This is a genomic window from Chryseobacterium arthrosphaerae, assembly GCF_001684965.1.
Taxonomy (GTDB): Bacteria; Bacteroidota; Bacteroidia; order Flavobacteriales; family Weeksellaceae; genus Chryseobacterium; species Chryseobacterium arthrosphaerae.
Genome location: NZ_MAYG01000032.1, coordinates 136,503 through 157,018 on the forward strand (window position 1 = coordinate 136,503; position 20,516 = coordinate 157,018).

The window sequence follows — 20,516 nt, forward strand, 5'->3', positions numbered from 1 at the left end:
TTTAATTGTATTTTTGTTCTTATTCAAAAAGTCATGAAGAAATTATTATATAGTTCACTCTTTATTGTCGCATTGATAAGCCCTAAGCTGAATGCCCAGTATCAACCTAAAAATACAACCGCAGATGATCTGAAAAAGGCAAAGCAATGGGTTGATAAAACTTACAGGAACCTTTCACAGGATGAAAAATTAGGTCAGCTTTTTATCGTTGCACTGTACACCAATAAAGGAGAGGACTATATCAGCCAGATAAGAAATATTGTTATCAATGATAAGATTGGAGGCCTGATTTTAATGCAGGATGATGCTGCAAGAGAAATTAATCTCGTGAATGAGTTTCAGCAGAAGTCCAAAGTGCCTTTAATGATCGGGATGGATGCGGAATGGGGACTGTTCCAGAGAATTGCAACGGCTCATAAATTCCCATGGGCAATGACATTAGGGGCGATCCAGGATAAAAATCTTGTGTACCAGATGTCTGCCAAAATTGCAGAAGATTGTCACAGAATGGGGATCAACTGGGATTTTGCCCCAGTAGTGGATGTCAATACCAATCCGAACAACCCTATTATCGGGAACAGAAGTTTTGGTTCTGAAGTGAATAACGTGATCAGTTCTGCCCTATCCTACTCCAATGGTTTGCAGGATAACAATATACTAGCAGCAATCAAGCATTTTCCTGGCCATGGTGATACCAGTACAGATTCTCATCTTGACCTTCCATTGGTCTCTCATAATACGGACAGACTTAATACAGTGGAGCTGGCTCCCTTCAAAGCTTTAATGGATAAAGGAATCGGTGGGGTGATGGTAGCTCATTTATATGTTCCGAGTTTAGAATCAGGAAAAGGAATTCCTGCTTCGGTTTCTAAAAATATCATCACTGGATTACTGAAAGATAAACTGGGTTACAAAGGTCTGATCATTACAGATGCTCTCAATATGGGGGCTGTAGCCAATAAATACAAACCAGGCGAACTGGATGCCCTGGCTTTTAAAGCAGGAAATGATATCATGCTTTTCTCACAGGGAGTTTCTGAAGGAAAAAAACTGATACAGAAAGCGATTGACAAAGGTGAAATTCCTCAGAGCAGAGTGGAAGAAAGTGTTAAGAAAATCCTGTTGACAAAATATTTCCTGGGACTTACACAGTACACTCCGAAAAATCCTGAAAATATCAATACTGATTTGAATAACGATTCTCATAAAACATTGGTTCAGAATCTTTATGCCAATGCGCTGACTTTATTAAAGGATGAAAAGAAACTGCTTCCGCTTACCGGGAAACAGATCTATTATGTTCCTTTGGAGGAAGCTCCTTATCAGACTTTTGCCAACAGCCTGGGGAACAATATAATGATTAAAAAAGCCGGTGAGATCAATACTATTCCGGCGGGTTCTACTGTAGTTGTAGGCTTCCATAAGGATAATTCAACGGCGTATAAACCTTATAAAATTTCGGCAGAATCCAAAAAGGTTCTTGCTGATCTGACTAAAAATCAAAATGTAATTCTCAATGTATTCGGAAGTGCCTATGCATTAAAGGACATTGATATTTCGAAGGTATCAACCGTTCTTGTTTCTTATGAAAATAATGATGATTCAATGAATGCAACGGCTGATGCCCTGAACGGAAAAACAAAAATATGGGGCAGGCTTCCCGTATTGGTCAACGACCAGCTGAAAGCAGGGATGGGAATAGATCTTAATGCCTCTGCCATTACCCAATAATACAACATCAAAACAACAATAATCCAATGAAAATAGGCATACTTTGCTATCCAACCTATGGAGGAAGCGGAATTGTAGCAACAGAACTTGGAATGTCTCTTGCCAACAAAGGATATGAGGTACACTTCATCAGCTCTGCACTTCCGGCAAGACTGGATATTACCAATCCTAATATTTTCTTCCACAGGGTCAATGTTCAGACCTATCCCCTTTTCCAGTATCAACCTTATGATATTGCGTTAAGTTCGATGATCTACCGGGTTGTCAATCTTTATAAACTTGATCTGCTGCATGCTCATTATGCCATTCCTTATGCTTATGCGGCATTTACGGCAAAACAAATGCTTAAGGAAGACAATAATGATATTCCGCTGGTAACGACTCTGCATGGTACGGATATTACCCTTGTGGGTCAGCACCCGAGCTATAAACATGCGGTAGAGTTTTCAATCAACCAGTCTGATGCGATTACTTCGGTTTCTGAAAGTCTGAAAAAAGACACGCTTCAGTTTTTCAATATCAAAAAAGAAATCCAGGTAATTACCAATTTCATTGATAATTCTGAGTTTGACGACTGCTCTGAATGCCAGAGAACGCAGTTTGCCAATCCTGATGAGAAAATCCTGATCCATGTATCCAACCTTCGTCCTGTAAAACGGGTAGATGAAGTCCTGCAGATTTTCAAGAATGTGGAGAAAAAGGTAAAATCCAAACTGATCATCATTGGTGAAGGTCCAGATATGGAGAAAGTGAACCAGTTCCTGGAAGAAAATCCTGAGCTTATCTCAAAGATCCGTCTTTTAGGAAAGGTAAATGATCTCTATAAAATCTTACAGCTTTCCGATGTATTTCTTCTTCCTTCGGAGCAGGAAAGCTTCGGTCTGGCAGCATTGGAAGCCATGGCGGCTTATACTCCGGTGATCAGCTCAAATGCTGGGGGAATTCCTGAGGTAAATATTCAGGGAGAAACAGGTTATCTGGCAGAGATCGGAAATGTGGAAGCCATGAGTAACTATACTATTAAGCTGTTGAGCAATGAAGAACTTTTAACTCAAATGAAGAAAAATGCGAAAGATCAGGCCATTAAGTTCGATTTGAAAAACATTCTTCCTATATATGAGAAAATGTATAGAACAACCATAGAAAATTTTAAAAAGGAGCTGACGAAAGTATAATTTTTCTATTATATTTACCGTCACACTTATGACGGAAAAATTACTTCAATATCTTTGGAACTATAAGGTTTTCAAACATTTTGACTTCAAGGATATTGAAGGTAATCCCGTCGAGATCATCCGGTTCGGAAAATGGAATACCAATGCTGGTCCGGATTTTCTGGATGCAAAGATCAAAATCAACGGGCTGGTGATAGCAGGAAATATAGAACTGCATGTACGCTCCTCCGACTGGATCTTCCATAATCATTCTCAAGACCCTAATTACCGGAATATAATTTTTCATGTCGTATTCCAGCACGATATAGAAATCAGTGAGTTTACCGGAAACAATATTCCGACGCTGGAACTTAAAGATTATATTGATGAAAATATCCTTGGGAAATACGAAAAGCTTGCTGATGAAAATAAGTTTATCGCCTGTGAGAGTATTTTTGACAGAGATAAAATCCCTCTTTTCTTTCACGAAGGCAATATCCTGAAAAAGCTGGAGGAAAAATCATTGGAACTGGAGCAAAGTCTCGCTCTGTATAAAAATAACTTTGAAGCGGTTCTATTTCACAGCTTGGCCTATTCTTTCGGTTTAAAAGTAAATGCTTTAATCTTCAGGCAGATTGCAGAAAGTATCGACTACTCTATCATCAATAAAGTCCGGCAAAACCCTTTTCAGCTTGAGGCTTTGTTGTTCGGAATTTCAGGATGGCTTGATCACCCGAAGGACGAACAGATGAAAATCTGGAAACGGGAGTTTGAATTCATCAAAGTCAAATTTAAAATTACTGATTTAAAACTTCATCCCAAATTCTTAAGATTAAGACCTCGTAATTTTCCCACTATACGGCTGTCTCAGCTGGCTGATCTTTACTTCCGGCATCAGAATTTATTTTCGAAGATCATCGGTGCACAAAATGCAGCACACATTTACGAAGTATTCACACCCATAAAAGCTTCCGAATACTGGGACAGTCATTTCAATTTCGGAACAGTCTCAAAGATGCAGCCCAAAACGCTAAGCAGGGATTTTATAGACCTCATTATCCTGAATACTGTACTTCCTTTAAAATATACTTACCACAAATACCACAGTGAGGATGCTGCAGAAGAAATGATAGAACTGTATAAAAATATCCCTGCAGAAAAAAATTCAGTGATACAGGGCTGGAAAAATCTGGGGGTACATACAACGAATGCCCTGGAGACTCAGAGCCTGATTTATCACCATAAAAATTCATGTGAAGAAAAAAATTGCTTAACTTGCAGTATTGGATTTAAACTTTTAAAAGAATCTTAAAATGCTGAGTAATATTCGTCATAAAATGGAAAGAGAATGGTTTGGTGTTCTGACGAGAACGGGTGCTAAGCTGGGTATTCCAGTTTCCAAATTAAGGATTTTCTTCATTTATTCTACTTTTGCCACAGCCGGTTTTTTCTTTCTGATCTATCTGGGGCTGGCATTTACTTTGTGGATTAAAGATATTTTTATCACCAGAAGGCCAAGTGTCTTTGACCTATAAATTATGGAATTTTTACCGATTACTTCAGCCGGAGATCATAGAATACAGGAAATCTATGCTTCTTATACCACTACTTTTCCTGTAGACGAACAAAGAGATCAGCAACAGTTTTTAGATTTATTTTCAAATCCGAAAGTGGGATTTATGTCTGTAGTCCATGAATCCGAAGCTGTAGGTTACCTCATCTTATGGGAGCTCGGTTCATTTGTTTTTGTAGAACATTTTGAAGTCTTTGAAGCGTTCAGAAGTAAGAAGCTGGGATCTCATATTATGACTCATTTATTAGAAAACTATCCGAAAATCATCCTGGAAATTGAGCCTGCAGAACTCAGCGAGGATGCTCAAAGACGGTATTCCTTCTATCAGAGAAACAGTTTTGAGCTGATTGATACAACCTATGTACAGCCTAGCTACGGAGAAGGGAAACAATCTTTGAATCTATGGTTATTAGCCAATTATTCCCCTGAGAATGTGGAAGAGATTAAAAGCATTATCTGTAAAACAGTTTACCCTTAAATATATAACGCCGGAAATTCCGGCGTTTATTTTTGTTGATATTCATGATAAATTTTAAAAATCCGCAACGAATATCATATCATTATTCAAGTTTCGGCTAAAGCCAATGGATGGTTTATTTTTATTAATCGGGCTAAAGCCCGATTCTATTGAATATATATTCTACAGCTAACAACTTTTAATACCTATCACAGATTTAGTTCACCTCATACTCCAGCTTTATGGTAATACTCGCTTCTTTTTCCTTGGAAGAGGTATTAAAGGTTCCGCCATAGGAATAGTCTTCATTTGAATTGGGGGCAGTAATCTGGATCACTCCCATCGTTGCCTTTTTAAGATTACCGAGGCTGCTTCCTGAATTTTCGGCAATTTTCTCGGCACGTTCTTTAGCGTCTTTTGTAGCGGATGCAATCATTTCCTGTTTTACAGTAGCCAGTTTGGTATAGAAATAAGCAGGTGAAGAAGAAGTAAACTCAATTCCCCAGTTGATAATTTCCGTAATATTTCTGGAGAGATTTTCAATTTTGGCTACTTCTTTACTTTCAATAGAAACTTTCTGTGTCAGATTATATCCGGAGAATTCACCCTGTACATAGTTTCCGTTGGCATCATTATAACTTCTGAACTGCTTCTGGATATCTACTGATGAAAACACGATCTCGTTCTGTTTTATTCCTTTTGAAAGCAGGTAATCATTGATCACTTTTCTGTCCAGTGCCAGTTCATCATAGGCTGATTTAAGATCTGAATTATTTTTGGAGAAACTTCCGGACCAGGTGATAAGATCTGAGGTAAACTGTTTTGTTCCCAGTCCTGTAACGGAAATTGTATTTTCAGATTTGTTCCTGTTTTTGATGGCATTTCCGAGGAGGCCTAACCCGATTATAAAACCCAGCGCTCCTACTGCAATGGCAATGATGTTTTTATTCATAAAATTTGTGGTTTTTGGTTGGTTGCTATCATTACTGCAGCAATTTCCATTCCACTGTTTTAAGATATTTTTAACACATCATAGTTGTTTTACTTTTGGTTCTGTTTCAGTCTTTGAATGAAAAGTGGCATTGTTTCTTCCAGTCTCAGCATCACTCCTGAAAGATTTCTCGCCTTTACATAAGTACGTACCTGTGGTTTTGCCGCAAATGAAAATTCAATGAACTCTGAAATCCTGTCCGCCGGAATTCCTGCTTTGGTAAAATAATCATCTTCTATCCTCTTCCGGATCCAGAGAATATGCTCCTGAAGATCGTCATATTTATAAAACCTCTTCTGCCTTCTTGCTTTACCGCTTATCAGATCATAAACACCCTGTACATTCAGGTTTCCTAAGAGAATAGGCAAAAGAACACTTTTCACTTCTGCCGGTTTTTCTCTCATCTTACCTACAGGCTGCGGAAGCCCTACGGCATCTCTCACCTGCTCTCCCTTATCTACTTTGGCTACAATCCTGGAATCCACTTCCAGATCTCCGGTGAGTTTTTTTACGATCTTTACTTCTCCCACATCCCTGGGAATCTGATAAAGCGTAATAAACAGCTGAGAATTGATTCCATTGGTAAGAACCCGTCTGGATGTTCTTCTGAAATCTTCTTTTACAAACCTCAGCTCATCATTGGGACCAGCATCAATAGAAAACATTCCTTCAGCGTCAGAATATACCTTTTTATCCGTAGTGATGTTAATGACAATAACGCCACTCAGGTTACCTCCTTCATCATCTACAATTTTTCCCGTTACCGTTTGTTGAGAAAACAAAATGGCACTGTAGAGAAAAACAAATAGTAAAAAACTTTTTTCCCGGTATTTCTTTATGATATTTCTAACTCTGTAATTCAATTTTTTCTGTATTCTTAAAAAATAATTTCTGCAAAAGAGAATATTTCCCTTATTGTTCTGACAATTTATTCATTTTACGATATTCACCAAAGGCAATCATCAGTTCCATCTTAACAACATCGTTTTTGAAATCTTTTCTGTGTTTCTTAGCCAGTAAGCGGGTTTTATTAGCATACAGAAGAAATGCGTCGATCTGTTCTTCACCCATCCCATATTTTTTCAGGAAATCCAGATTAATTTCATTTTTTACCCTGTTCAGGAACTCCTGTGTTTCATTATAATCGGCCTTGGTGATCTTCGGTTTCGAAGCTTTTTTGATCAGACCGGATAAAGCTTTGAAAACACCCATTATATCTACATTCCCGGTTTTGAAATCATGCCCTGTAAATGTTTTCGAAATTGTTTTATCCGGCAAGGGCTCATTGAGCGGGCTGTACATATACTCAGACATTTCAGATTTCAAAGCCCGTATCTTTCCGGATTCATTAAGGTGCTGGTTGTCTTTGGCAAGGTTCCCTGTGAGTTTGTAAGTAATCTTCACTTCGGGAATCTGTATCTCCATTCTTTGAAGTGAAACCTGAAGTGAATTGCCCAGATCTTCTCTGGTGATCTTTTTATCAAACCGGTAGTAGCCTTCTTTAACGAATCTGATTTCGTCATTTTCAGCAACAGCAATTTCAAAATTTCCCTGATCATCACTTTGGGTATGCTGATTCCTGGAAATATTGATAATGAAAACGGGATTGATATTCAGGCTGCCGCTATTGGTGATTTTTCCGGTTACTTTCTGCTGTGCAAACATGAGTGTGCCTGCAGAAACAAGTATAAAGCAGATCCCCGGCTGTATATATTTTATCATCGCTGTTTACCGTTGGGATTGTGGAGTACGGTATGTTGTAATTCTGGTCAGAACAAGGCGTTGAAACCTGGTCAGATCCGCATCACTGCAAAATCCATATTTCAGGATTTTTTTCCTTTCAAAACCTCCGGCAAAAACGTAGTAAATAAAATGGTCAATCTGTGCTTTATCTATCTTAAGATCTGTAAAATAGGTTTCACCGAGACTTTTTTTAATATAGCTCATCAGATCGATATCATCCCATCGATCTTTAACTTTTCCAATAAAGAAGCCCTCTCCTTTTGGCTGTACAAATTCTCCGGGTCTTGCGGCCAGGATTCTCGGATCAGATTTTTGTTTGATATAACGGCCTAATTCAGCTTCCAGTTGTTGAACCTTTTTAGCCTTATTATAAGTTTTTGAGTCTATTTTCAGGTTTCCGGTAAGTCCCTGCTTTACCTCAACCTCGGGAATCTGGATTGTGATCCTTACAAGGGTGATATTCATAGGCGACTGTATATTTTCCTGGGAAACCCTCCTTGTAATACGTTCATAACCCGGTTTTACAAAACGCAGTTCATCGCCTGCTTTTCCGGCAATCATAAAGTGTCCGTCCCGGTTTGAAATGATCATTTCATCAGTTCTGATATTGATCACATTTACATCCTGTATTTCAGCACCGTCTTCTGAAGTAATCTTTCCAAAGATATAAGTCTGGGCATGGCTGTGAACGAAAAATATAAGGGATAAAAAAAAGAATAGTTTAAGTTTCACGGGCTATTTTTTATAGAACAAAGCTAAAATTATTTTTAAATGTAACCATAAGTTTAACCACAGTTAACGCCTTTTAATATTTCTTTTTGATTTTTGTCCTTTAAACTGTTAAATAGGCATCCCTAATTGTTAAAGTTTCTTTTAAATTTTAGCTAACTTGCAGTCTCAATTCTCTTTTTACAATGCAAAATTCTTATACAGTCATCAATGCTTCAGCAGGATCAGGAAAAACATATGCCCTGGTTCAGAGGCTTCTGATGATCTGTCTCCGCTATCCTAATCAGCAGCAATCGATCAGGAATATTCTCGCTCTGACTTTTACCAATAAGGCAGCCAACGAGATGAAGGAAAGAATTCTGTCCTGGCTGGGAAATTTTTCCGCCGGTAATTATGCAGAGAATACGGATTTGAAAAACATTCAGAAAGCGTTTGAAGAACAGGGTTTAAAGATTACCATCGACGAGCTTCATCACCGTTCTAAAAAACTTCTGGATTATATCCTTCACAACTATTCTACCCTGAATATCGGGACTATTGACCGCTTTAACTCGAGGTTGGTAAGAAGTTTTTCTTACGAGCTGGGACTTGCGAAGAATTTTAATCTTGAAATTGAAGCTGAACCGTTTCTGATTGAAGCTGTAGATAAAATGCTGGATCAGATCGGCGAAAATGAAACGATCTCCAATTCTTTCATGGATTATGTAGATTACAGCCTTGAAAACAATGAAAGGATCAATCTTAATAAAAACCTTTATGATTCGGCCAAAGAATTTGTAAAGGATATTCATTACGAGCATTTGAAAAGCAATAAGAGCTTTGATGATGCCCATTATGAAAACATAAAAAATACCCTAAGAAAAGAAATCGTTCTCAATAAAAAGAAATCTGCAGAATTGGCGGCTCAATCCATTGAACTGTTTAAATCCAGAAATATTGAGATTGAAGATTTTGCCCAGGGAAAAAACGGGATCGGAGGTTTCTTTACCAAAGTTACTGACTTTTACCAACAGAAGAGAGCCGGCTTTCCTTTTCCTACGACTCTGGAAGAATCTGTTATCAACAATTACCGGAAAGGAGCCTCTTCAAAATCAAAACATAAAGAAGCTGATATTCTGGAAATTCTTGACCAGTTGATTGAGAACAGGATGCAGCTTATCCGTTTGTTTATTGAAACCCAGAAAAAAGAGAAAGTTCTTTCTGCGCTGCTTCCGTTAAAAGTAAATAAGGATATCCAGGATGAACTCAGGAAAATTGAGGAAGAAAACGATCTTGTTCTTCTTTCAAAGTTTAATATCCTGATCAATGAGAACCTTAGGAATGAACCTTCGGCTTTTATTTATGAAAAAGTAGGTTCCCAGTTTCAGCATTATTTCTTCGATGAATTCCAGGATACATCGGAACTGCAATGGCAGAATTTTGTACCGTTGAGAGATCATAGTGTCGCCACAGAGTACACTTCATTCACATTGGTTGGTGATCCTAAACAGAGTATCTACCGGTTCCGGGGCGGGGAAAGTAAGCTGATGCTGGATATTATCAACAAAAAGGAATTTTCACCCAAAGAAGCCGATCTTCTTGTTTTAAAAGATAACTGGAGAAGTGCCAGAAATATTGTACAGTTCAATAATGAACTCTACCGGTATCACTCTGAAGGACTTGAAGAAGAGCATAAAAATATTTTCGGGACCGATGCTGAGCAGAGTCCGAAATCAAAATTTGACGGACGGGTAAAAGTTAACCTGATTGAAAATCTTACCAATGAAGAATTTTATGATGATACCTCAGAAAGGATGCAGAAGGATATTCAGGAATGCCTGGATAACGGATTTAAATTCTCAGATATTACGATTCTCTGCCGTGGAAACTTCGATATTTTCAGTTATTCACAAAAGCTGGGGAACCTGAAGGTAACGTATCACGGTGAAGAAACCAATATTAAGACTATTTCGGACAAAGGACTTACCCTTGAGCTTTCCAATACGTTAAAAGCCGTTATTGAGTTCCTGAGATGGGAAATTAATCCTAAGAATAAGCCTTGCCTGATCATGATGATGTACCATCTGAATACGCTGGGGAAAATTCATATGGCGGATTTCACTTTGGAGATGAAGGAGATCCTGGATATTGAAAGCCACGAGGAAATTCTTCTGTTCCTTCAGCAGAAATATTCGCTGCAGCTTAAACAGGATAATTTCCCGAGATTTAACCTGTACAACTTCATTGAATATTACATCAATGAGTTTTCCGTAGAAAACAAAGAGACAGATTTCCTGCTTAATTTCCTGGAAATGCTTTTCAATTTTACCCAGAATGCCGGCGCCAGCACAAAAGAGTTTCTTAAATACTGGGATGAGGAAGCGTCATCGTACACCATTCAGGCCTCTGAAAATATCGATGCCATTCAGATTATGACCATCCATAAATCCAAAGGGCTGGAATTCCCGATTGTTTTCATTCCCATGATCAATAAAAACAGGGATAATGAATTTACCAACTGGTTTGAGACCAATGAAAGTGATGCCTTAAAATCTGTCAACATCAATCAGTTCAGTAAGAATCTTGAAGTATATGATGAGCAGATACAGGAATTTAACAAGAAGAACTCTTATAAAAATCTGATTGACAGGCTTTGCCTTCAGTATGTTGCCACGACGAGACCTGTAGAACAATTGTTTTTTTATATTCAAAAAGCTAATAAAACGTCTAATAATCTTGAGCTTCTGGAGTTTCTTCAGACCAAAAATACAGAGAATGCAGATGAGTTTGATCTGTACGAGGTATATCCTGAAATGCTTAAGAAATATTCGAAAACAAAAAGTTCGTCTTTTAAAACAAAGAATATTGAAGATCTGAAGAATATCAATGAAAAAAGTACTTCGATCAAGATTGCCACACCGTCCAAAAACTATCAGGTAAGAAATGAGAAAGTGAGAATCGGTCTTTTCGTCCATGAACTTTTATCAAAGATCAATACGGAAAAAGATATCGCCAAAGTCCTGGAAGGCTATGCTCTGGAAGGGCAGATCACCATTGAAGAAAAAAATGAAATAGAAGCTACCTTACGCGAGATCGTCAGAACCTATGCTGAGTTTTTTGATGAAAAATGGGAAGTGATCAATGAAAAAGATATCATGATCTCTGAAAACGGAGAAAGCCATATTTCACGTCCTGACCGTATTCTGAAAAGCGATGAAGGCTATATCATTGTAGATTTTAAAACCGGGGAACAAAAAAGCAAAGATGAAGCTCAGGTGCAAGGTTACAGAAACATTCTTGAAAGGCTTGGTAAAAAGGTTCTTAAAACGCAGATTATCTATCTCTGATCTTAAAAATACAGCAGCTGTAAAAAGTTGCTATTTTTTTTCCGGAATTTAAAAGGTTTTATTATTTTTATTCAGTATAAATAAAACAGAATCAGTCATTTATTCTGATTGAAATTACTGACCATGAAAATATATTTAATCTCATACTTAATAAGTTTGTTTATGACGGTACTTTCCGGGACCATTATATTCAATATCATTGATTGTATAGATCCGCCCGTTACTGAGGAAGGGTTTAGATATATGCCTACGGAAAATCTTGTAAAATCTTTTTTCTCCGGTATTTTCATAGGGGCTGTTGTTTTTATACTGGCTTTGAGGATACAACGTCAAAAACAGGGAAAATAATGTAACAGGTTATTGCTAAAGCTTATGCTTAAAAACTACATCATTAAAAACCGGAAAATACTGTTCATAATACAGACAATCCTTTTTACCGGATTCATTTTCCTTACCATGATTTACTATTGGGATCGTCCGGCTCACATTTATTTTAACCGCAGTATTGACACAATGAATGTTCAGAATCTGTTTTCACAGCTCATGACATTTCTATTTGTATTTTTTTCTATAATTATCCTGGTGTATCCTATCCTGCTTCTGATACAAATATACCATCTGAAAGCCATCAAAGGGGCCTGGAAAAAACTGATAATCTTATTGCTTCTGTACTTTATCAGTATCGTTTCAGTTTTTGCGCTGTTAACGATCAACGGAAGCCATACTATCAAAACAATAAACTGACCTGAATGAAAAAACATACCCTATGAAACTCAATATTTTTACAGCCTTGATCTTCCTGTTTATCGGATGTGGTCAAAAAGCGCAGAATTATAATTATGAACTTGAAGATTCAGATGAAGCCTACGTTATGGATTCATGGAGTAAAGATCATAAAGAAGATTACTACCAAAGAGTCGGTGCTCTCCTCAGTGAGTTTTTATTGCGTGAAAAGTATACATTACCCTCAGAATCCGAATTTAATGAAGCCATACTCAAAAAACTGAAAATATCGGTAACTGCTCAAAAGCATTATCAGGTGATTCCTTATCATATCTTTCAGAAAGACAGCATCAACGGTGACGCTTCCCGCCTGTTTATTTTTCCAAAACAAAGAGTGATTTCCCTGGAGTCTGAATTTCCTCTTCTCAATGCATCCAGTTTGGCTTACTACCATTCCCCTGACTATAAAAACCTGGATCACAGTAAAGATTATAATACTGTACTTAATAAATTAATATTAGCATCCGCTGATGAAAAAGAGATTGAAGGCTGGCTGAAAGATGAGCAGCTTCAGGATCTTTTTACTTATTTGGTTTGCTGTTTCCATTATGACAGCAATGAAAAAGTATTCAGATCTGTCATTGAAAAAATAAAAAATGATCCTGCAAAATACAGTTCAGAATCCCTTCAGCTGCTTTTTTATAAGGACAGAAAAGAAATTGACCATAAATTTCTTTCAAAAATTGCAAAATTTGATCCGGACAAAAAACTGCAGGTTTATTTTAGAGAAGCTCTGGCAGAAGAGTTTAATGAAAATGATCAGGAGAAGTTTGAAAAGATATTGAATACAATCTACAGATAAAGATGATCTGATTAAAGTCTTCTGTCGGATGATCCGATATTCTGTAGATAACAGTAAAAAGCGATGCTCTTTATAGAAACATTTTAATAAAATTCCGAATCATCTATTACTCATTAATGATACTTCTTCCATAAAAAAACCGCCATTCCTGAGAACAGCGGTCTTATATTGTAAAAACCTTCCGGTTTAAGCAGTTGCATCAGGAGTGAATACTCTCTGTGACAATTCCTGATCAAAAAGATATAATGCGGATGGGTTATCGCACACCATTTTAATTTTGGTAACATATTGGGAAGCGCTGGCTTCTTCTTCTACCTGCTCATTGATAAACCACTGCAGGAATGATGTGGTAGCAAAGTCACCTTCTTCGTTTGCATTCTTAACGATATTGAAAATACTTTTAGTTACAATCTTCTCATGCGCCAGTGCCTTTTCGAAAATATCTGTTGCATTTTCGAACTCATGTGGAGGTTTTGCAATTTCTCCGATGATGATTTCTCCCCCTACATCATTTAAATAATCAAACATTTTATCAGCATGCATCAATTCTTCTTTGCTCTGTACTCTGAAGTAGTTGGCAATCCCGTCAAGATCTTTTCCTGAAAACCAGGCAGACATTGAAAGATAATATTGAGCGGCATATTGTTCGTGAGCAATCTGTTCGTTAATTAATTTTGCAATTTTTTCGCTAACCATAAGTATTAAATTTATAGTCAAAAATAGGGAATAAATGCCCGAAATCAAAAGTTTTACAGAAAATTAATACAGAAAGGATGGAAAAACATCCATCCTTTGCACATTAAAAAATCAAAATTACGAATTGTTATTTCGCTTCAGGAGCAGCAGTATTCATCGGCTTTTTCATCATTTTTCTATCCTTCATTGCCATTCTTCTGTGCTCCATCTTTTCTTTTCTGTCAGCCTGCCATTTATCATATTGCTCAGGGGTAAGAATCTTCTTCATATCAGCATCCATTTGTGCTCTTTTGGCTTTCATTTCTTCCATCTTGGCCTGTCTGTCTACTTTACTTTTTTCAAACTGCGCTTTCATTTCTGCTTTTCTTTTATCCTGAAGTGTTTTTATCTGAGCAACCTGGGATTGGTTCAGATTAAGGTCTTTCTGCATCTGGTCCAGATGTTCCTGTTGTTTCTGCTCCATTCTCTGTTTCATTTCAGCGGCTTTTGCCTGTCTGTCCTGTGGAGTGGTTTGCTGTGCCATTGCCAGACTTCCCATCCCGATAAATGCTATTGCTAAAACTAATTTTTTCATCTTTAAAAATTTTAATTGATTGTTATTTTTGTTATTATACCTTTTTGATTATGAATTAAAACACAAGTTAAATTAACATATTCATAAATAATGTTAAATTTTAACACAAATAAATTAAGTATAAACAAAAAAAAGGACAGATTATAAAAACCTGCCCTTCACACCACTTAAATATAATATATGAAAATTAATTCTTTACCAGACTTACTCTGAATCCGCCATTACCGCGATTATTCCGGGCCGGAGCAGAACTTTCAGATTTTCTGAATCCACCACCGTTCCCTCTGAATCCGCTGTTATCTCTTGATGGGGCGCTTTCTCTTCTTACTTCACTGTTTCCTCTGAAACCCCCTCCATTATTTCTGAAGCCGTTATTATCATTTGAATTTCCACGGAAACCTCCATTGTCTGAATTTCCTCTGAAGCCTCCGTTATTATTTCTTATCTCGTTATTTTCATTTCTGAAACCGGAATTGTCATTTCTTCCATTCCCACGGAATCCTCCTGAGTTTCCATTGTTTCTGTCTGAATTCCTGAATCCGTTATTCTGCCTTTTGTCTGTCCTGATGACTTCAAAAGTAGGATTATCTGATCTGCGGAACCTTGACCGGTCTACTCTGTAAATATTGATATTTACGTTTCTGTATCTAGGCATCACAGTATATCTCGGTACATAATAAGTTCTTCTGTAATTCTGAAAATATACAACAGGGCTCATTCCTCTGTAGTAATTGTTCTGGAAAACCACAAACACTCTTGGTCCTAAGATCCTTTCCAATGCGTAGAATCTGTCATAATACCATCTGTCCGGATTATATCGGTAGAAATTATCCCATGCGGAAAAGCTTGCATACAGATTATTCAGTCTCATAATCTGATCTACCTGCCAGCGGCTTAATCTGTTCTGAACGAAAAATCCGTTCCAATCGATATTAATGATACTGTTTCTATAATCGTTGTAATAACTTTGATAATAGTCGCCTGGATAGTAGTCCAGAGGATAATTGTAATAATAATCATCAGGAAAATAATTTCTGTCATCTTCATCGCTGTAATAGCCGTTTCCATTCTGATAATAACCGTCATCATTCCAACCATTATTCGGATACCCTTGAGCTGACGTCAAAACGCCTAACCCCAAAGCTAATCCCAAAAATATTTTTTTCATCTCTATAGTCGTTAATTGGTTAATATATAGCAGAATATCTTAATTCTATCTTTTTGATACAAATAAAAAAAAGAAGTTAAATCCGTAGATCAAACTTCTTTTAAATTTTTATTAACTTATTGATAATCAATTGTTAAATTTACATCCTTCCGCTGTCTATTACCCAGGAGGCGATTTTTTTATTGAACGAATGCTTTTCTTTCAGATCTTCAAGTTGAATATGCATTCTGTAACGCCAGTAATGAGGAAAAACAGCAGGATTATTAATCCTTTCATTATCCACGTTCCGGTTAGAAAGATCCGGATCCGTTGCCAGAAACTCCTGGATCGGGAAAATAGCTAACATTGACTCGTTATATAAATGCTGTTTCATAATGATTTCTGCCAGGTGGGGTGTTAAATCTTCAGGGGCTTTCCCATACTGAATCAGCTGTTGATTAAAGTACCTTTGCGTCAGGGCAGGATCTTCTTTCCACCATTGTCTCAAAGTTGAGCTGTCATGTGAAGAAGCGGTCACCACATTCATATAGCTTGCATTTCTGGGGTCATAGAATGGAATATTTTCAGCAGGCATACGCTGAACCTTCAGGGCAATAATGGCCAGTTCGTCCATTACCACAGGTACGCATGCAGGTACCATTCCGAGGTCTTCACCACAGATCAGCATTTTGGTAGCATTCAGAATTACCGGAAGTTTTTCCATCGCCTTTTCATACCACAAATGATCCTGTCTTCTGAAGAAATAATCATGGTACAGGTCATAGATACTCTTCTGTTCCCATTCCGGCAGGTATTTGTAGGATTCTGTATTATATACATTAAATCTTGGATGGTAAACCGTTTCTCCTTTTCTTTCTTCCGTTAAAAACAGAACATTGGCACAAAGCGAAACCAGTTTTTCCTCGATCGGACCTCTTGGATTCTTTTTAAAGAAATCTACCAGCTTTCTCTGCGTATCAAATTCCTCTTTGAATGAGTAAGTGCCATCCTCATTGGGATCTATGAATTCAAGGGCTTTTTCACTTTCTTTTCCAAAATATCCCCATAAGATCTCATTATTAATAAACGGCTTACAGTACCTGTCAAAATTAAATGGAAGCTGCCATGCTTTAAATTCATCTGCAACAATAGGAACGGCAGGATAAAAATATCCTAATATCCCCTGGACAGCAGAAACCGGCATTCTCCAGATCCTGAAGAAACCTAAAATATGGTCAATTCTCATGGCATCAAAATATTGCTCCAACGCCTTGAACCTGTTTTTCCACCATCTGTAATCATCTTCTTTCATGGCTTCCCAATTATAGGTAGGGAATTCCCAGTTTTGCCCAAGCTCAGTAAACTGATCCGGTGGAGCTCCCGCCTGAAAATCCATTCCGAAGAGTTCCGGTTCAGTCCATGCTTCTACAGAATATCTGTAAATACCGATCGGTAGGTCTCCTTTTAAAGAAACTCCAAGATTGTGGGTATAATCTACGGCGTCTTTCAGCTGGAGGTGAAGCTGGTACTGTACCCAGGCATGCAGCATCGAAAGATCATAATCTTTACTTTTTGCTGTAAAAAACTGTGAGATTTTCCCGGCAATGTATTTCTTATGGGTTTTCCAGTTGTTGAAATTAGGCGTCTTATACTTATCCCTTAATACACAGAATGCAGCGTAAGGAACCAACCAGTTTTCATTGTCTTTTATAAACTTTTTGAAATTTCTGTCTTTATAGATCTTGTCTTTTTCCGCTGTAAAAACCGCCTGCAAATATTTCCATTTGCCTGCGATCATTTTTTCATAATCAATCAGATCAAGAGCATTTAAGGCTTCTTTTTCAGCATAATACTCTTCAACGACATCTTTCGGTAAAGAATAATCAAGCTTTTCAATAGAAATATACTGCGGATGCAGAGCGTATACTGATACTGCTGCATAAGGATAAGAATCTGTCCAGGAATAATTGGCTGTTGTATCATTGATCGGAAGAATCTGGATAATTCCAAGATGGGTTTCTTTCGTCCAATCAGCCAGCTTTTTGATATCTGCAAATTCTCCTACCCCAAATCCGTCTTCACTTCTCAAAGAAAATACAGGAACTGCAACACCTGCATCATGGTACATCTGATATCCTTTAAATCTGAAATAATGATTGGAAACAATCTGCAGAACATCCGGCATCGGATTGGCTGTTGTAAAACGGTTCTCACCGGTCTCAACGTCAATTACCCTTTTCTCTTTGGTATCATAAAGACAGTATTTGAACTGGATCAATTCATGTTCAGGAATTTCCACAGAAACTTCCCATATTCCAAAATCTGTTTGAGAGAGAGGAATAGCTTTCTCATAATTCCAATTTCCTAAAGAGGGTGTGTTTCCAAATAGAACAACTCTCCAGTCAGGATTATATATAGGGGCTTCTATCCTGAATACATGAGTATGCTTTTTTAAAATCGCTGCCTTCTCCGTAACGAATGTATGCAGTTTATTATAAAGGATTTTATTATTCAGATAATTTTCAGGGAAGTTTTTATTATTCCATTCATCAAAAATAATAAACTCCTTATAGTTGTGAGGAAAATGAAGATGATGCGGAACAAACTCTTCCCTTAATACATTTCTTCTTTCATCCACCACACGATACTGATAGGATATGGATTTTGAAAAATAGTCCACTTCACATTTCCATAATCCATTATCAGCATAAAACATAGTATGGATATGAGCTGCAGTACCTTCCCCGTCAATCACCAGCTCCAGATTCTCTCCGGCCTTTACAATATATCCTACATTAAAGTATAACTTCATCTATATTTTTTTATAAAAGTACATTTTAATATCGAAAAATAAAACTTATTGAATATCAAATAATCATTAAAAAACCTTTCACAATTACTGGAAAGGTTTTAAAATAAGTCAAATTTTTTGATACTTTATATTCGCTATATTCTGCATTTAATTATTGGGTAACTAAAACCTTCTTGTTCAGGATTACTTTTCCTGATTCATCAGTAATGCTCACAATATAAGCTCCGTTTACCAAACCTTTAAGATAAACTTTTTCATCCAGTGAGCCGTCTCTTACAGATAAAGTCTGATTCATCACATTTTTGCCTGACATGTCAAATACATTCAGTCTGATGTTTCCTTTTACATTTTTGTTATTGACATGAACATTGATATGATGCTCATCTATCCTTGTAGGATAAATATCGAGATTCGTCAGGGTATTTGCTGCAGTTGCTTTATCATTTACAAAGTATTTACTGGCAAGATCATAGATGTGCAGACCTTTCTCACCAGGAAGTTCCCTGGCCTGTAAAGTTTCCAGATCTACCTCATATAATGCAGCTCCTTTTGCACTGGCGATTACTACTTTCCCCTGGGCATTCACAGCAGAACCGTTGACAGAATAACTATCCGGAATTCCGGCAATCTTACCTATATATTTAGCTTTTAGTTCTTTGGTTACCACTTTGAAAATATTTCCTGAAGCTGAAAAAACATAGAAGTTATTATCAGCATCAGCAATCATATCTCCTCCGAAACCCGTTGTCATAGCAGTAAAAGAGTTCTTTCCATTGGAAGCATCATCTTTTATGATACCGAGGTCATTCACCGTATAGTGCCCATCCTTTTTGCTGATCTCAAGGAATTGGGTTCCCGCATTATTTACAGCATAAATATTTCCGTTATATCCAGTCGCCATTCTCGTTATATGAGAATTGATATCACATGAAGACACTCTTGCCACATTATTTTCGATCAGTGTAATCTCTTTTGTCTGAGGGTGCAATACATAGATATTGGAAGAAAACATGGGCATATACACCAGGTTATTATTGGACGGATCATAAGCCAATGCTGCCATAGTTACTGCCTGTGAATTGTTATAGGAGTTTCTGTCTTCAGCTACAATACCTCTTTTCCCTTGAGAAAATACTTTCGCAGAAGAATCAGCACCGAAAAACTTTTCACCTGAATTTCCACTCGTTGCATCAATAGTACGGAAGTCATTAAAACTAATGCTTTGGGTATCCTTTCCCGTAATGGCAAAAATATCCTGCTGTGCGTGTGTATTCACACCTAACATTAGTAAAAATAGAGGGAATAAATGTTTTTTCATAAGATGTATATTTTAGATTCGTAATTATTTTAGTATGACTAAGTTAAGTAAAATAAAAATACAAACATAAAAAATCACCAGTATTTGAATACTATTTATAAATAATTAATATAAATGATGCGATAATCGCAATCAGCAGATAACTCACGTGAATTATTTACCATAACAGTTTTATCATTTTCCAGACCTCTCTATTTATTTTCCGGAGCTTAATCCCGCTATCCGCTCATACTCCTCACGCCTGTACGCTGCCACACTTCAGATCCTCTGCTCTTCCAGCTGTGCTGCGGGGTAACCGCTGCTATCGGGGCTAAGGTATGGGGATGGGTTATTAGTAATAAGTAATGAGTAATAAGTAATGAATAATGAGCAATCCGGAATAAAACAAGAACAGGATCAGGATTGGAATTGGGATAAAAGAGAGTAAGGGATAATAATAGGAGTATTAAGCCACAGGGCATTCAATAGGGACGGGCTTTAGCCCGTTCTCATCAAAAAGAATAAATTCCATTAAAAATAAAGAAGTGCGATGAGAGGTTCTTGGATATAAAACAAAAAAAATCCTTTATCGTTATGATAAAGGATTTTTAAAAATAAAATAAAAACTGGCGGCGGCCTACTCTCCCGCGTTAGCAGTACCATCGGCGCTGGTGGGCTTAACTTCTGTGTTCGGAATGGGA

At 37.2% G+C, this 20,516-nt stretch carries 16 protein-coding genes and 1 rRNA gene; 7 read left to right on the top strand and 10 right to left on the bottom strand.

The features are described 5' to 3' along the window. The first annotated feature begins 33 nt into the window (after nt 1-33). The 5 genes from BBI00_RS22760 to BBI00_RS22780 are packed head-to-tail and all read left to right on the top strand — an operon-like array spanning nt 34 to nt 4,936. Nucleotides 34-1,731 carry a glycoside hydrolase family 3 protein gene (locus tag BBI00_RS22760; RefSeq protein WP_065401125.1) on the top strand — a complete coding sequence of 566 codons (1,698 nt, stop codon included), beginning with the start codon at nt 34-36 and terminating at the stop codon, nt 1,729-1,731. 26 nt (nt 1,732-1,757) lie between these two features. Further along, nucleotides 1,758-2,906: an N-acetyl-alpha-D-glucosaminyl L-malate synthase BshA gene (bshA, locus tag BBI00_RS22765; protein ID WP_065401126.1), complete on the top strand. Its 1,149-nt coding sequence runs from the start codon at nt 1,758-1,760 to the stop codon at nt 2,904-2,906. A 28-nt stretch (nt 2,907-2,934) separates the two neighbouring features. Then, nucleotides 2,935-4,197, top strand: coding sequence for a DUF2851 family protein (locus tag BBI00_RS22770; RefSeq protein WP_065401127.1), 1,263 nt, complete (start codon nt 2,935-2,937; stop codon nt 4,195-4,197). Between the two features lies 1 nt (nt 4,198). Continuing rightward, a complete protein-coding gene (locus tag BBI00_RS22775) occupies nt 4,199-4,420 on the top strand; it encodes a PspC family transcriptional regulator (protein WP_034695702.1) in 222 nt (73 codons plus the stop codon). Between the two features lie 3 nt (nt 4,421-4,423). Continuing rightward, nucleotides 4,424-4,936 carry a GNAT family N-acetyltransferase gene (locus BBI00_RS22780; protein WP_065401128.1) on the top strand — a complete coding sequence of 171 codons (513 nt, stop codon included), beginning with the start codon at nt 4,424-4,426 and terminating at the stop codon, nt 4,934-4,936. A 196-nt stretch (nt 4,937-5,132) separates the two neighbouring features. Here the strand turns inward: BBI00_RS22780 and BBI00_RS22785 are convergent, their stop codons facing one another. The 4 genes from BBI00_RS22785 to BBI00_RS22800 form a co-directional block, all read right to left on the bottom strand. Continuing rightward, a complete protein-coding gene (locus tag BBI00_RS22785; RefSeq protein ID WP_065401129.1) occupies nt 5,133-5,867 on the bottom strand; it encodes an SIMPL domain-containing protein in 735 nt (244 codons plus the stop codon). An 89-nt stretch (nt 5,868-5,956) separates the two neighbouring features. Beyond that, nucleotides 5,957-6,769: a carboxypeptidase-like regulatory domain-containing protein gene (locus BBI00_RS22790; protein ID WP_228394823.1), complete on the bottom strand. Its 813-nt coding sequence runs from the start codon at nt 6,767-6,769 to the stop codon at nt 5,957-5,959. Between the two features lie 49 nt (nt 6,770-6,818). Then, nucleotides 6,819-7,628 (bottom strand): hypothetical protein, encoded by an 810-nt coding sequence (locus BBI00_RS22795; protein WP_065401130.1) that lies wholly within the window; start codon nt 7,626-7,628, stop codon nt 6,819-6,821. 6 nt (nt 7,629-7,634) lie between these two features. Then, on the bottom strand, nt 7,635-8,381 hold the full coding sequence (locus BBI00_RS22800) for a carboxypeptidase-like regulatory domain-containing protein (protein WP_065401131.1): 747 nt from the start codon (nt 8,379-8,381) through the stop codon (nt 7,635-7,637). Between the two features lie 182 nt (nt 8,382-8,563). On the opposite strand from BBI00_RS22800, the gene BBI00_RS22805 reads away from it, so the two are divergent. Both BBI00_RS22805 and BBI00_RS22820 read left to right on the top strand, forming a co-directional pair. Further along, nucleotides 8,564-11,704 (top strand): UvrD-helicase domain-containing protein, encoded by a 3,141-nt coding sequence (locus tag BBI00_RS22805; protein ID WP_065401132.1) that lies wholly within the window; start codon nt 8,564-8,566, stop codon nt 11,702-11,704. 766 nt (nt 11,705-12,470) lie between these two features. Then, nucleotides 12,471-13,289 (top strand): hypothetical protein, encoded by an 819-nt coding sequence (locus BBI00_RS22820; protein WP_065401135.1) that lies wholly within the window; start codon nt 12,471-12,473, stop codon nt 13,287-13,289. 186 nt (nt 13,290-13,475) lie between these two features. Here the strand turns inward: BBI00_RS22820 and BBI00_RS22825 are convergent, their stop codons facing one another. The 6 genes from BBI00_RS22825 to rrf form a co-directional block, all read right to left on the bottom strand. Beyond that, complete coding sequence (locus BBI00_RS22825) at nt 13,476-13,985, bottom strand: ferritin (protein ID WP_065401136.1); 510 nt, start codon at nt 13,983-13,985, stop codon at nt 13,476-13,478. 127 nt (nt 13,986-14,112) lie between these two features. Continuing rightward, a complete protein-coding gene (locus BBI00_RS22830; protein ID WP_065401137.1) occupies nt 14,113-14,559 on the bottom strand; it encodes a hypothetical protein in 447 nt (148 codons plus the stop codon). A 187-nt stretch (nt 14,560-14,746) separates the two neighbouring features. Next, on the bottom strand, nt 14,747-15,727 hold the full coding sequence (locus tag BBI00_RS22835) for a hypothetical protein (protein WP_065401138.1): 981 nt from the start codon (nt 15,725-15,727) through the stop codon (nt 14,747-14,749). A gap of 139 nt (nt 15,728-15,866) precedes the next feature. Continuing rightward, complete coding sequence (locus tag BBI00_RS22840) at nt 15,867-18,518, bottom strand: 4-alpha-glucanotransferase (RefSeq protein ID WP_065401139.1); 2,652 nt, start codon at nt 18,516-18,518, stop codon at nt 15,867-15,869. Nucleotides 18,519-18,669: 151 nt separating this feature from the next. Beyond that, entirely contained in the window at nt 18,670-19,836 is a 1,167-nt protein-coding gene (locus BBI00_RS22845; RefSeq protein ID WP_065401140.1) for a T9SS type A sorting domain-containing protein, read from the bottom strand. A gap of 603 nt (nt 19,837-20,439) precedes the next feature. Further along, nucleotides 20,440-20,516: ribosomal RNA gene (gene rrf, locus BBI00_RS23810) — 5S ribosomal RNA — on the bottom strand; the annotation flags it as partial.